The organism is Amycolatopsis sp. NBC_01307, assembly GCF_035975215.1.
Lineage (GTDB): Bacteria > Actinomycetota > Actinomycetes > Mycobacteriales > Pseudonocardiaceae > Amycolatopsis.
Genome location: NZ_CP108403.1, coordinates 5,333,034 through 5,344,580 on the forward strand (window position 1 = coordinate 5,333,034; position 11,547 = coordinate 5,344,580).

The 11,547-nt window shown below is 69.7% G+C and carries 14 protein-coding genes; 3 read left to right on the top strand and 11 right to left on the bottom strand.

Going from position 1 to position 11,547, the window contains the following annotated elements:
* Window positions 1–45: 45 nt before the first annotated feature.
* From OG439_RS22410 to OG439_RS22425, 4 genes are read right to left on the bottom strand one after another with little or no spacing between them, the layout of a single operon-like run.
* Window positions 46–552 carry an NAD(P)-binding domain-containing protein gene (locus tag OG439_RS22410; protein ID WP_326951288.1) on the bottom strand — a complete coding sequence of 169 codons (507 nt, stop codon included), beginning with the start codon at window positions 550–552 and terminating at the stop codon, window positions 46–48.
* Between the two features lie 16 nt (window positions 553–568).
* A complete protein-coding gene (gene arsB, locus OG439_RS22415) occupies window positions 569–1,663 on the bottom strand; it encodes an ACR3 family arsenite efflux transporter (protein WP_326951289.1) in 1,095 nt (364 codons plus the stop codon).
* 32 nt (window positions 1,664–1,695) lie between these two features.
* Window positions 1,696–2,100 (bottom strand): arsenate reductase ArsC, encoded by a 405-nt coding sequence (locus tag OG439_RS22420; RefSeq protein WP_326951290.1) that lies wholly within the window; start codon window positions 2,098–2,100, stop codon window positions 1,696–1,698.
* A gap of 17 nt (window positions 2,101–2,117) precedes the next feature.
* Window positions 2,118–2,765 (bottom strand): arsenate reductase/protein-tyrosine-phosphatase family protein, encoded by a 648-nt coding sequence (locus OG439_RS22425; protein ID WP_326951291.1) that lies wholly within the window; start codon window positions 2,763–2,765, stop codon window positions 2,118–2,120.
* Window positions 2,766–2,886: 121 nt separating this feature from the next.
* Here OG439_RS22425 and OG439_RS22430 point away from each other — a divergent pair, with 121 nt between their 5' ends.
* The gene (locus OG439_RS22430) at window positions 2,887–3,300 is read left to right on the top strand and encodes an ArsR/SmtB family transcription factor (RefSeq protein WP_326951292.1); all 414 of its coding nucleotides are present in this window, start codon (window positions 2,887–2,889) and stop codon (window positions 3,298–3,300) included.
* Window positions 3,301–3,421: 121 nt separating this feature from the next.
* Here the strand turns inward: OG439_RS22430 and OG439_RS22435 are convergent, their stop codons facing one another.
* Both OG439_RS22435 and OG439_RS22440 read right to left on the bottom strand, forming a co-directional pair.
* Window positions 3,422–3,925 (bottom strand): hypothetical protein, encoded by a 504-nt coding sequence (locus OG439_RS22435; protein ID WP_326951293.1) that lies wholly within the window; start codon window positions 3,923–3,925, stop codon window positions 3,422–3,424.
* 621 nt (window positions 3,926–4,546) lie between these two features.
* On the bottom strand, window positions 4,547–5,239 hold the full coding sequence (locus OG439_RS22440; protein WP_326951294.1) for an HU family DNA-binding protein: 693 nt from the start codon (window positions 5,237–5,239) through the stop codon (window positions 4,547–4,549).
* A gap of 482 nt (window positions 5,240–5,721) precedes the next feature.
* Between OG439_RS22440 and OG439_RS22445 the strand changes: the two genes are divergently transcribed.
* Complete coding sequence (locus OG439_RS22445; protein WP_326951295.1) at window positions 5,722–6,849, top strand: glutathione-independent formaldehyde dehydrogenase; 1,128 nt, start codon at window positions 5,722–5,724, stop codon at window positions 6,847–6,849.
* A 64-nt stretch (window positions 6,850–6,913) separates the two neighbouring features.
* On the opposite strand, the gene OG439_RS22450 is transcribed toward OG439_RS22445, so the two are convergent.
* From OG439_RS22450 to OG439_RS22465, 4 genes are all read right to left on the bottom strand, one after another.
* Entirely contained in the window at window positions 6,914–7,393 is a 480-nt protein-coding gene (locus tag OG439_RS22450) for a pyridoxamine 5'-phosphate oxidase family protein (protein WP_326951296.1), read from the bottom strand.
* A 32-nt stretch (window positions 7,394–7,425) separates the two neighbouring features.
* The gene (locus OG439_RS22455) at window positions 7,426–7,569 is read right to left on the bottom strand and encodes a hypothetical protein (protein WP_326951297.1); all 144 of its coding nucleotides are present in this window, start codon (window positions 7,567–7,569) and stop codon (window positions 7,426–7,428) included.
* A 360-nt stretch (window positions 7,570–7,929) separates the two neighbouring features.
* Window positions 7,930–8,127: a hypothetical protein gene (locus tag OG439_RS22460; RefSeq protein ID WP_326951298.1), complete on the bottom strand. Its 198-nt coding sequence runs from the start codon at window positions 8,125–8,127 to the stop codon at window positions 7,930–7,932.
* Window positions 8,128–8,176: 49 nt separating this feature from the next.
* Window positions 8,177–9,613 carry a DNA-binding protein gene (locus OG439_RS22465; protein ID WP_326951299.1) on the bottom strand — a complete coding sequence of 479 codons (1,437 nt, stop codon included), beginning with the start codon at window positions 9,611–9,613 and terminating at the stop codon, window positions 8,177–8,179.
* Window positions 9,614–9,932: 319 nt separating this feature from the next.
* On the opposite strand from OG439_RS22465, the gene OG439_RS22470 reads away from it, so the two are divergent.
* Entirely contained in the window at window positions 9,933–11,327 is a 1,395-nt protein-coding gene (locus OG439_RS22470; protein ID WP_326951300.1) for a DNA-binding protein, read from the top strand.
* Window positions 11,328–11,337: 10 nt separating this feature from the next.
* Here the strand turns inward: OG439_RS22470 and OG439_RS22475 are convergent, their stop codons facing one another.
* On the bottom strand, window positions 11,338–11,532 hold the full coding sequence (locus OG439_RS22475; RefSeq protein ID WP_326951301.1) for a recombination activating protein 1: 195 nt from the start codon (window positions 11,530–11,532) through the stop codon (window positions 11,338–11,340).
* Between the last annotated feature and the right edge of the window lie 15 nt (window positions 11,533–11,547).

Here is an 11,547-nt window from a genome sequence, read left to right on the forward strand (position 1 = left end):
GGTAACCCAGGTGACCTCGGCCGTGGTGGTGAGGTCGGCGGCGATCTACGCGCCGGAGTTGCCGCCGCCCACGACCACCACGCGTTGCCCGGTGAACTCGTCCACGTTCCGGTCGTCGACGGCGTGCAGCCGGCGGCCGGCGAAACTGCCCGGCACGAGCGGCAGGAACGGCCGCCACCAGGCGCCGGTGGCGCTGATGACCGCGCTCGCCGACCAGGCGCCCGAGTCGGTCGCGACCCGCAGGCCACCATCTCGACGGGATACCGCGGTCACCGTCTCCGCGCGGCGGATCGGGAGGTCGTGGTGCTTCTCGTAGGCGGCGAGGTAGTCGACGACGTGCGTCGCCGGCGGGTACCACTCGCCGGGGTAGGGCGGCATCGGCCAGCCAGGCAGTGAGCTGAACTGGGCCGGGGAGAACAGGCGCAGGGAGTCCCAGCCGTGCTGCCAGGCCCCGCCCGGCGTGGCCTGGGCGTCGAGGATGACGAATTCGAGCCCGGTGCGGCACAGGTAGTAGCCCGCGGCGAGGCCGGCCTGGCCGCCGCCGATGACCACTACCTGCGTCGAGGAGTCACTTCGGTTGCGGGGTCTTCTCGACCCAGCGTTTGCGCAGCCACAGGCTCACGTACACCAGTCCGACCAGCACGGGCACCTCGATCAGCGGCCCGACCACCCCGGCCAGCGCCTGGCCGGAGGTCACGCCGAACACGCCGATGGCGACGGCGATCGCGAGCTCGAAGTTGTTGCCCGCGGCGGTGAACGCCAGCGTCGTCGTGCGCGCGTAGGACAGGCCGGAGGCCTTGCCGAGCAGGTAGCCGCCGCCCCACATGATCGCGAAGTAGGCCAGCAGCGGCAGCGCGATCCGGGCGACGTCCAGCGGCCGCGAGGTGATGGTCTCGCCCTGGAGTGCGAACAGCACGATGATCGTGAACAGCAGCCCGTAGAGCGCGATCGGGCTGATCTTGGGCAGGAACTTGCCCTCGTACCATTCACGGCCCTTGCTGCGCTCGCCGATCCGCCGCGACAGGTAGCCCGCGGCGAGCGGGATGCCGAGGAAGATGACGACGGACAGGGCGATCCCCCAGGGTGAGAAGCTGACGCTGGTCGTGTCGAGGCCGAGCCAGCCGGGCAGCAGGTCCAGGTAGAACCAGCCGAGGACGCCGAACATGATCACCTGGAACACCGAGTTCAGCGCGACCAGGACGGCGGCGGCTTCGCGGTCGCCGCAGGCGAGGTCGTTCCAGATGATCACCATGGCGATGCAGCGGGCCAGGCCGACGATGATCAGACCCGTGCGGTACTCGGGCAGGTCTGGCAGCAGCAGCCAGGCGAGCGCGAACATCAGCGCCGGGCCGAGGACCCAGTTCAGCACCAGCGAGAGGACCATCGTGCGCTTGTCGCGGGTGACGGTGTCGAGCTTGTCGTAGCGGACCTTCGCCAGCACCGGATACATCATCAGCAGCAGGCCGAGCGCGATCGGCAGCGACACCTGCCCGATCTTCACGGCCTCCAGCACGCCCTGCAGACCGGGGATCACGCTGCCGAGCAACAGCCCGACAGCCATCGCGGCGATGATCCACACCGGCAGGAACCGGTCGAGGAAGGACAGTCGGTGCAGGACGTCGGCGTCGGCCGGGGTGGCGGTCTTGTCGGCGGTCTCGGTCACGGACCGTGCCTCCAGAGGTCGTTGTGGGGTGGTCAGGCGTCGAGGAGTTCGGCGAGCAGGCCGCGGACGCGGCGGTCGATCTCGTCGCGGATCGGGCGGACGGCGTCCACGCCCTGGCCGGCCGGGTCGTCGAGGGGCCAGTCCAGATACCGCTTGCCGGGGAAGATCGGGCAGGTGTCGCCGCAGCCCATGGTGATCACGACGTCGGAGGCCTCGACGTCCTCGGTCGACAGCTTGGTCGGAACCTCGGCGGCGATGTCCAGGCCCCACTCGGCGAGCGCCTCGGCGGCGGCGGGGTTGACCTTGTCGGCCGGTTCGGAGCCGGCCGAGCGCACGGCGATCCGGCCGAGCGCGTAGTGCTGCAGCAGCGCGGCGGCCATCTGGGAGCGGCCGGCGTTGTGCACGCAGACGAACAGCACCTCGGGAGTGCGGGACATGAACGGTCCTTTCGGTGTCAGGGTTGGTTGCCGAGCTCGTCAAGCAGACCGCGGACCCGGCGGTCGATCTCGTCGCGAATCCGGCGGACCCTGTGCAGCGGCTCGCCGTCGGGGTCGGGGATGTCCCAGTCCAAGTAGCGTTTGCCCGGGTAGATCGCGCAGGCGTCGCCGCAGCCCATCGTGATCACCACGTCGGAGGCACGCAGCACCTCGTCGGTCAGCGGCTTCGGGTACGCGGTCTCCAGCGGAACGTGCAGCTCCCGCAGTACCGCGGTGATGATCTCCGGGATCTCGCCCTTGGGCTGGGAGCCGGCCGAACGCACGCTGACCCGGCCGAAGGCGTGGTGGTCGAGCAGGGCGGCGGCCATCTGGGAGCGGCCGACGTTGTGAACGCAGAGGAACAGCACCTGCGGCACGGTCACCTGCGTCAGCCCCTCGGCCCGGCCGAGGTCGACCAGCCGCTCGCGAGCGAACCGGGCAGTCAGGGCGGGCAGGTGGACGGTAACTGTCGCGTTCTCGGCGAGCAGGTCGTAGGTCTCGCGGACGAAGAGCTCGACGGTTTCACGGCCGAAGACGCCATGGAAGCGGTCGGCCAGCTCGTCGGCGATGCGGTCCAGCTGCAGCCCGACCTCGCGTGTGGGCAGGCCGTCCGTGGCGTGCGTCATGGCTCTCCTCGAGCGAACCGGCCTGGATCGAAGTCTGCCGATGCAATTGAAGACGCTTGGATCGACTCTTGTCAATCCAGCTGAGGTACGATCGAGATCACCCAGCCGCTGAGGAGGAGCCATGGCCGCGCACAACGGTCACGTCCGGTCCAAGCCGGTCGCGGTGACCCTCCTGCTGGCCGAGCCCGCCGCCGTCGTCACCGACACCGAGGCCGAGGCGGCCGCGAAGCTGTTTAAGGCACTGTCCGACCCGGTCCGAATTCGGCTCGTTTCCCTCATCCGGCACTCACCGGGCGGCGAGGCGTGCTTCTGCGACCTCGCCGAGGACTTCAACATGCCGCAACCGTCACTGAGCCACCACCTGCGGGTTCTCGTCACCGCCGGCGTCCTCACGCGGGAGCGCCGCGGCACGTGGAGTTGGTACAGCCTCGTGCCCGAGCCGCTCGAGCAGCTCGGATACCTGCTTCGCGAAGGCGGCCCGCTCGCGGACCGGCCGGCGCCAATAACGGACACTGAGCGCAACAGCCGCTGCTGAAGTGAGGATTCGGCAGCGCGGTCGCTTGCGACGAATATTGCACTTTCGAATACATGCTCTGCCTCGCCCAGAGTCAGCGACTCGCATTTGCGACTTGAAATCGGCGAGGAGCGACGCGATATCAGCTAGCGCCACCCTCGATCGTCTTTGAGCTGGAGCCATCGGTGCCAGGCTTGTTCTGCGCCAGCAGAGTCACGGTCGGTCCAGGCCAGCCACCTGGCCAGCCTTCGACGGTTCTCGGACGCCACAGCTCCCACCAGTGCCTACGCAACTTCTTCGCGAACCCGAGGTCACGGCGCGCGGCCAGGACGAATTCTTTCTGTGCCTCACCCAGTCGAAGCATCCACTGCGCCGTGACTTCGATCTGCAGTTCTCGTTCCGCTGGTTTCTTCGACGTCGGCAGGACCGTGAACAGCTCACCCAAGATGGCTGTGATCTCCTCGGCGGCAGCGCGCGGCTCCGGGTTTCCAACCAAACGGAGCTCCGACAACGCCGCCAGGAACGACGACATCGACTTTCGCGCATCGGCCGATTGGTAGATCGCGGTCGTCGTGTGCCTCCACCGGAACGGCTCCCACTGCTGCATCGCCAAGGCGATTCCGCCAAGGCGAACGTGCCAGGTCATCAGGTCGCCGCCACCGTCGCCTGGTGGTCGCCGGGCAAGCTGTGGCGGTCGGGCAGGACCGCTTCCAGCTTTCGCCGCGCGAACCTGCGGCGGTACTCCGAGCAGGGAATCTGGCGGTCGAGGAGGTACACCGCGGCTTGGGCCAACGCCAGTGGCAGGTGCCGAGCTCGCCGGCCAGATCGGCGACCTCATCGGCCAGGTGGGCCTGACCGGCCAGCTTGCGGCCCAGGTAGGCGCGAGACTCGGCGGGGGCGACCCGGTCGCCGACTACAAGCGCCTTCGGGCTGCAGCCGCCGGCCGGTGGGCCTGCGTCACCGGACTTCCCGACCAGGAAAGGCGAACGATGGGAACAGCACCACAACGCCCGGGTCGCGCTCGACGCCCTGAGAAACCTGAGCAGGCGTCGGCCCGATGAGAACTTCGTCGCTCTCCGGACCAGGTTGCTCGATCTGGGCTACACCGAGGCCGCAGAGCCGGCGCCGTACGACGGACCGTCGTGACCATCGCCCTGAAGCGCACACTGCATCCGTCGTAGATGGTGGTTCGGACTCACGATCCCGGACATGCGGAAGGGCCCCGCACGAGGTGTGCGGGGCCCTTCCGGCATTCGAGTCAGTGAGCCTACTTCTTGGCGGCCGACGTGCGCTTGGCCGGGGCCTTGGCTGCGGCGGGCTTCTTCGCCGCCGCGGTCTTGGTGGCGGCCGGCTTGGCCGCGGCCTTGGCCCGGGTGGTGGTGGCCTTGGCGGCGGTGGCCTTGGCCGGGGCGGCCTTGGCGGCCGCGGTCTTCGGGGCGGCCTTGGTGGCGGTCGCCGCCTTGGCCGCGGTGGCCGCCTTGGTGGCGGCCGGCTTCGCCGTGGTGGCGCGCGTGCGGGTGGCCGTCGCGCGGGCGGTGGCCGGCTTCGCCGCGGCCGCACGGGGCGTGGTGGCCCGCGTGCTGGTGGCCTTCGCCGGGGCCGACGCCTTCGCCACGGACGCGCGCGTCGTCGTGGACGCCGCCGTAGCGCGCTTCACCGGCGCGGCCTTGGCCAGCTTCTTCGCGCCGGAGATGACGTCCTTGAAGGTCGTGCCGGCGCGGAAGGCGGGCACGTTGGTCTTCTTGACCTTCACGGCCTGACCGGTGCGCGGGTTGCGCGCGGTGCGAGCGGCGCGGGCGCGCTTCTCGAAGACACCGAAGCCGGTGATGTTCACCTTCTCGCCCTTGTTGACCGTCCGGATGATGATGTCCACCAGACCGTCGACAGCCTGCGCAGCCACCTTCTTGTCGTCACCCAAGCGCTCCGACAGAGCCTCGATCAGCTGGGCCTTGTTCGTCATTCCAGTCCTCCAAAGTGGAACTCGTCAGGCCCGTACTGGCCGACGTCACACAGAGTATTACCAGAACGGCCGAATCTCCAAACCTGGTGACCACGAACTTCGTTGCGCCGCACCGCAGAGAGTCGGCGAGGCGTCCATATAGGACATCGTGATGTCGATCATTTGTTCTAATCCGAGCAGGTCAAGGCTTGCCGCAGCTCCGGAATCGACACGTCCGGCTGCGCGAGAGCACGGCGGGCGAGGCTCTGGGCCATGGCCTACGCCACGGCAAGAGGAGCCCAGCTCGCCTGGAGGGCGGCCGAGCAGACGCAGTCACGTGCTCGCCTCGGCTTGCGGGTCGCCGCCGCGGGACTCCTTGTCTGCTGCCTCGGAACGCCGGCGCAGGGTGGCGCGGTACCCGGCTTCCCGAAGCCCCGCGAGGTTTCCGATCGGGCGTCCCGGGAATCCGGGGGTACGACCAAGATCGGGAAAGAGGGTCTCCCATGAGGGCATTGGTGTACCAAGGACCGTACGACGTCACCGTGAAGGACGTCGCGGACGCGCGGATCGAGGACCCCAAGGACGCGATCGTCCGGATCACCACGACCAACATCTGCGGCTCGGACCTGCACATGTACGAAGGCCGCACCGACGTCGAAGAAGGCAAGGTCCTCGGCCACGAGAACATGGGCGTCGTCGAGTCCGTCGGCGATGCCGTCGAGCGGATCAAGGTCGGCGACCGCGTCTCGCTGCCGTTCAACATCGCGTGCGGGACCTGCGGCAACTGCTTCAAGGGCCTGACCGGCTTCTGCCTGCGCGCGAACCCGGGCAGCGCGGGCGCCGCGTACGGCTACGCCAGCATGGGCCCCTACAACGGCGGCCAGGCCGAATACCTGCGCGTGCCGTGGGCGGACTTCAACGCGCTCGTGCTGCCCGAAGGCGCCGACCACGAACTCGACTACACGATGCTCTCGGACATCTTCCCGACCGGCTGGCACGGCGTCGAACTCGCCAAGATGCAGCCCGGCGAGACCATCGTCGTCTACGGTGCCGGGCCCGTCGGGCTCATGGCCGCGCACGCCGCCAAGATCAAGGGTGCGTCCCGCGTCTTCGTCGTCGACCAGCAGCCCGACCGGCTCAAGCTCGCCGAGCAGCTCGGCGCGATCCCCGTCGACCGCTCCGCCGGCGACGCCGTCGAGCAGCTCACCGACCTCACCGACGGCGGCGCGGACCGCGGCGTCGACGCGGTCGGCTACCAGGCCCACGGCGCCGACGGCATCGAGCAGCCGGAGATCGTGCTCAACGAGCTGGTCGCCGCGGTGAAGCCGACCGGTGGCATCGGCGTCGTCGGCGTCTACGTGCCGCAGGACCCGGGCGCCGAGGGTGAACTCGCCAAGCAGGGCAAGCTGGCGTTCGACTACGGCACGTTCTTCTTCAAGGGCCAGTCCATGGGTACCGGCCAGTGCAACACCAAGCAGTACAACGCGCAGCTGCGGGATCTGATCACCGAAGGCATCGCCACGCCGGGATTCCTGGTGTCGCACGAGCTCAGCCTCGACCAGGCCGCCGAAGGGTACGAGCACTTCGACAAGCGCGAGGACGGCTGGACGAAGGTCGTCCTGCACCCCTGACCGCCGAGGAACTCAAGCCGTGACCAGCCCGTCAGGGCAGGTCACGGCTTTCCTCGCTTGAATCCTACAGATCGACGGTTTCGTTGCTGCCGGGGTCAGGAGCCGACCCGGTGACCCGCGCCTTGGCCATCTCGAACAACGCCCGCGGCTTGCCGCCGGGGGTCGTCCAGTACTCCGCCGACTGCGCGTCCACCTTGAGCAGCACGACGTCCGCGTCCTCCGGACCACCCGGGAACCACGCCTCGACGAACTCGTTCCACAGCGCCTTCTTCCGGGCGACGTCGTCCACCACGGACGCGGCACCGCTGAGCGACAGCCACGAACCGGAACCGGCGTAACCGACGTTGACCCGGCTGTCGCGAGCGACCTCGGCCACCATGTCGGCGCTTCTCGCGACGAAGAACCACGCCGACCCGTCGAACTCCACCCGCTGACCGGTCATCGGCCTGCTCACCAGCTTGCCGTCGGCCTGATGGGTGGTGATCATCGCCGTACCGACCTTCTTCGCGATATCGGTGACGATCTGGTTGTCTTCGGCACTCATGTCCGCTCCGCTCTCTCGACGATGTCGCGTGGTCAGGCCGGGTGGACAGCGTCCGGCCGGTGGACGGCGGTGCGCCCGGTCTTCTCGCTCCGGACCAGGAACTGCGGGGCGTCCGTCGAACTCTCGTTGCCCGCGTCCCAGCGGACCCGATCGCCCTTCTTGAAGTCGTGAGCCATGGTTGGGTCTTCCCGTTTTCGGCCGGTTTACTCATCCCGGTGCAGGCCGATGCGACCTCGCGGCAGATCTTGCGGGACCGGCTCTGGGAGACCCTCCGCGACGGCACCCTCGACGCCGTGGGCAAAAGCGACCGAGGCCCTCGAGACGATCGAACGCGCACGGGGGCACCTCTACGCTTTCCACCAGCAGACGGGCTGGGCAGCCCTGCAGGGCCGAGGCAGGAAGCAGGTCATGTTCTGGCGACAACTCGACCCCGACCGGAGTACAGATAAGTCTTCCGGGCGCAGGCCTGGTGGCCACCGAGCACCCGGACCTCGCCGACACCGGCGGTGAAAGCGCTGTCTCCCGTGCCGGGGAGTTCACCAGTACCGCACGGAACAGATCCAGCACGGCGCCGTCTTCTCGTCGTGCTCGCACAGTGCGTTGCAGGCGGCTTTCGCACGCCTGTGGTCCGTCAGGCGTCCGCGCAGCCACTCGCGTACGGTCAGGCGCCGGAGTTCGGGCAGCTCGGGGGCATCCGCGTTGTGCTCCCGCTGGAACCATCCTCTAGCGGCCATGGGGACGGCACCTCGTCGTCTCGTGGTACTGGAAGCGCTTTCCCGCTGGTCACACTCCCAGCATGCGCCGCAGGTCCGGGGCGTGGCGCCGGGAAACGGGGACCAGCTCGTGGGTCCGGGAGTCCATGATCAGGAACAGCTCTCCCTTGATGCCCCGCTCCACTTCCGCCACCCGGCGCAGGTTCACCAGGAAACGGCGGTGCGCCCGGCGGAATCCGTAGGACGTCAGGGACCGCTCGACGTTGTCCAGGCCGCGGGTCGCGGCCTGGATCCGGCCCCGTTCCGTGACCAGCCAGACGATGTTCCGCTGGGCCTCGGCGTAGCGGATCTCCGACGGGGCCAGCAGGACCAGCCGGTCGTTGCGCATCCCGATGACGCACCGGGGCAGCGGTCCGACGACGTCGTCGGCGCCTCCCCCGTAGGCCTCCCCCTCCTGCACCCCGAACGCGCACAGCATGCCCACCACGTGGTTCGCGTCGACGACGGACCGCATGGTCACCGGCGTGGGCTCTTCACCGGGACGCACCGGCAGCCGGGCGTGGCCGCTCCACTCGGCGCTTCCCCGCGCCCGGTCCTTCGCCCACCGCAGCACTTCCGGCAGACCCGTGATGTCCGGGGTCCACCGCCGCGCCGGTTCGGTCACCCCCGTGACGATGCGGGCTTCGCCGGTCAGCCCGAGCATCGCGACGGCCGATGCGTTCGCGGCGAGCACGTTTCCCCCGCGATCCACCGCCAGGAACGAACCACCGGCGTGCGCGCACTTCCTGGTGAACTCGGCGACGACCTTGTCGGCTTCGTAGATGGCGCGCCGGTAGATCTCCTGTTCCACGAACGCGGCCGCCTGCGTCAACCACGGCGGCACGCGCTCGGACAGCGACGCGTTCCACCGCGAGATGTTGATCGACGCGACCGGCGCACCGGTCACCACGTCGCGGATGGAGGTGCCCGCGCACGCCCACTGGTGGAACGCTTCGCACCAGTGTTCCGGCCCCGTCACGGTCACCGGACCGGACACCTCGAGCGACGTCCCCATCCCGTTCGTGCCGGTGCACTCCTCCGACCAAGACGACCACGGCGCGAGGTTGTGCAGTTCGGCGCGCCGCTGCGCGGTGGGGTCGCCCCAGGCGCCGAGGACGCGCCCGTCCCCGTCCGTGACGGTGACGACGGCACCGTCACGCTCCACCTGCTGCCCGGCCAGCGCACCGAGGCCGCCGAGCGCGGTGAAGATCACGCCGGTGTCGCTCCGCCGGCCCTCGTCGCCCCGGGCCTCCGGCGCGACGTCCAGCGCGCGGTCCACGTCGTAGCGATCCCGGCACCGGTACCACGAGGCGAGGATCTCGGGCCGGACGCCCGTTTCGATGTTTTCGCCCCCGGCGAAGTCCTCCCACGCCCGGGCCACTTCCTTCGCCGACGAGGTGGCCATCAGGGAGCCGGCGGACCCGGGCCGGCTCGGTGCGATCACCAGTGGCGGCACTCTCCCGGTCATCGCGACCTCCTTGTCGCCGGGCGAAAGGTCTCACGACTTGTCCACGCCGTTCGGCCACTTCGCTGTAGAACTACCCGGCCGGACGGGTGGGCTGACGAAGAATTCCGGGCAGGCTCCGAGCATATGCCCGGCTGGTGGCCAACCGCCGTCCCGACCGCCGGTGGGTGAACGGCCGCCGCCCGTCATCGCCGCACCACCGTTCGTGGGACGTTCGCCCGCGGTCATCACGCGCGGCTTGCCCTCGATCCGATACCCGGTTTAGCTTGCTACGAAGGCCAATCGCCGCGCCCGGGCCCGACAGACCAAAGGCGGTCTCCCCATGGCACAGGTACGCCGGCTCGACCCGGGCTCCCGCGGCCCTGGCGGCGCGACGGTGTACCAGGCGTGGGAACGGTTCGCGCGCGGCGGGGACGACCTCAGCGGGGTGCGGCCCGAGATAGCGATCTCCTGGCACCGGTGCCGGGACCAGTACCGGGTCGACCCGGGCCTGACCGAAGCCCCGGCGGCCGTCGCGGAGGTCGGCCACGCGCCGGAGCACGACGTCGTGTTCGCCGAACTCGGCTTCCGCGCCGCCTCGCTGGCCCACGAGGTCGGCACCCTCGGCGGCATCGTGACCATCACCGACGGCACCGGCCGGGTGCTGGCCCAATGGGGTGACCAGGCCACGCAGGACGTTGCCGCGGAAGCCAACCTGGCCCGGTGGTTCTGCTGGTCCGAGGGCGCCACCGGGACGAACGGCATGGGTACCGCGCTGATGTCCTACGCCCCGGTGCTGATCCGCGGCGCCGAGCACTGGTGCCGGGCGTTCCACGACTGGACCTGCGCCGGGGTGGCGGTACGGGACGTGGTGACCCGGGAACCGGTCGCCGTGCTCAACATCTCGTGCTGGCGCGGCGATCTCCCCGGCACGGTGGGGGCCTGGCTCGGCAACGCCGCCACGATGACCCAGCGCATCCTGCGCCGGCGCGCCAAGGACGACGGCGCCGAGCTGATGGCCGCCTTCGGCCACGTCAGGTCGGGCTCGAGCGCGGCGCTCGCGGCCGTGGACGCCGCGGGCCGGGTCGTGCTCGCCGACGACACGGCGGGCGTGCTCCTCGGCATCCCGGGCTCCACACCGGCGCCCGATCCCGCGGTGCGGTGGAAACCGGAGCTGCCGGAGTTCATCCGGGCCGCCAAGTACGCCGCCGCGCAGGCGGTGCGCAATCCCGACTGGGCCGGTTCGACGCAGATCTCCACCCGGCTCGCCAGCGAACCGACGTCGATCAGCTTCCAGCCGGTCTTCCTGTCCGGGCACTTGGTCGGCAACGTCGTTTCGTTCGGTGTGGCCGAGGGGGATCCGTTGCCCCGGGCGAAGGAGGACGTGCCGCCGCACGTGCAGCCGCACCGGATGGTCGCGACCCGCGAGAACCGGATGGTCCTGCTGTGGCTGCCCGAAGTCTCCTTCGCCCAGTCGGACGGCAACGACGTCTGGCTGTCCACCGACCAGGGACTGCTGCGCTCCGCCTCGCCGGGCCTCGACCGGCTCGAAGCCGAGCTGACCGATTCCGGGTTCCTCCGGGTGCACCGCCAGTACGTGGTGAACCTCAGCCGGATCCGGGAGGTCGAGCGCCGGCACAAGGGCGAGCTGTTCCTGGTCATGGACGACGACGCCCAGACCATGGTGCCGGTTTCCCGGCGGAACGCCCCGACCGTGCGCCGGGCGCTGGAGATCTGACCGGCGCTCGTCAGCCGCGGTACCGGTGCACGTCACAAACGCAGTACATCAGGCGGCAGTCGAAGCACGCGGGCTTGTCGACGCACGTGATGCAGCGCCCGCAGCGCACCGGCTCGGTGTGCCGCGCGACGTCGTCGGGCCCGTAGCGCTCGCCGCAGTACAGGCACGGCAACCGCACACTCCCGGGTATCGACGGCTGGTCCATCACATCACCTCGGTC

What these genes read in the sequence shown, in the direction of transcription:
- OG439_RS22420 (WP_326951290.1), bottom strand. Translation starts at nt 2,100, where the DNA reads ATGTCCCGCACTCCCGAGGTGCTGTTCGTCTGCGTGCACAACGCCGGC.
- OG439_RS22425 (WP_326951291.1), bottom strand. Translation starts at nt 2,765, where the DNA reads ATGACGCACGCCACGGACGGCCTGCCCACACGCGAGGTCGGGCTGCAG.
- OG439_RS22430 (WP_326951292.1), top strand. Translation starts at nt 2,887, where the DNA reads ATGGCCGCGCACAACGGTCACGTCCGGTCCAAGCCGGTCGCGGTGACC.
- OG439_RS22435 (WP_326951293.1), bottom strand. Translation starts at nt 3,925, where the DNA reads ATGACCTGGCACGTTCGCCTTGGCGGAATCGCCTTGGCGATGCAGCAG.
- OG439_RS22440 (WP_326951294.1), bottom strand. Translation starts at nt 5,239, where the DNA reads ATGACGAACAAGGCCCAGCTGATCGAGGCTCTGTCGGAGCGCTTGGGT.
- OG439_RS22445 (WP_326951295.1), top strand. Translation starts at nt 5,722, where the DNA reads ATGAGGGCATTGGTGTACCAAGGACCGTACGACGTCACCGTGAAGGAC.
- OG439_RS22450 (WP_326951296.1), bottom strand. Translation starts at nt 7,393, where the DNA reads ATGAGTGCCGAAGACAACCAGATCGTCACCGATATCGCGAAGAAGGTC.
- OG439_RS22455 (WP_326951297.1), bottom strand. Translation starts at nt 7,569, where the DNA reads ATGGCTCACGACTTCAAGAAGGGCGATCGGGTCCGCTGGGACGCGGGC.
- OG439_RS22460 (WP_326951298.1), bottom strand. Translation starts at nt 8,127, where the DNA reads ATGGCCGCTAGAGGATGGTTCCAGCGGGAGCACAACGCGGATGCCCCC.
- OG439_RS22465 (WP_326951299.1), bottom strand. Translation starts at nt 9,613, where the DNA reads ATGACCGGGAGAGTGCCGCCACTGGTGATCGCACCGAGCCGGCCCGGG.
- OG439_RS22470 (WP_326951300.1), top strand. Translation starts at nt 9,933, where the DNA reads ATGGCACAGGTACGCCGGCTCGACCCGGGCTCCCGCGGCCCTGGCGGC.
- OG439_RS22475 (WP_326951301.1), bottom strand. Translation starts at nt 11,532, where the DNA reads ATGGACCAGCCGTCGATACCCGGGAGTGTGCGGTTGCCGTGCCTGTAC.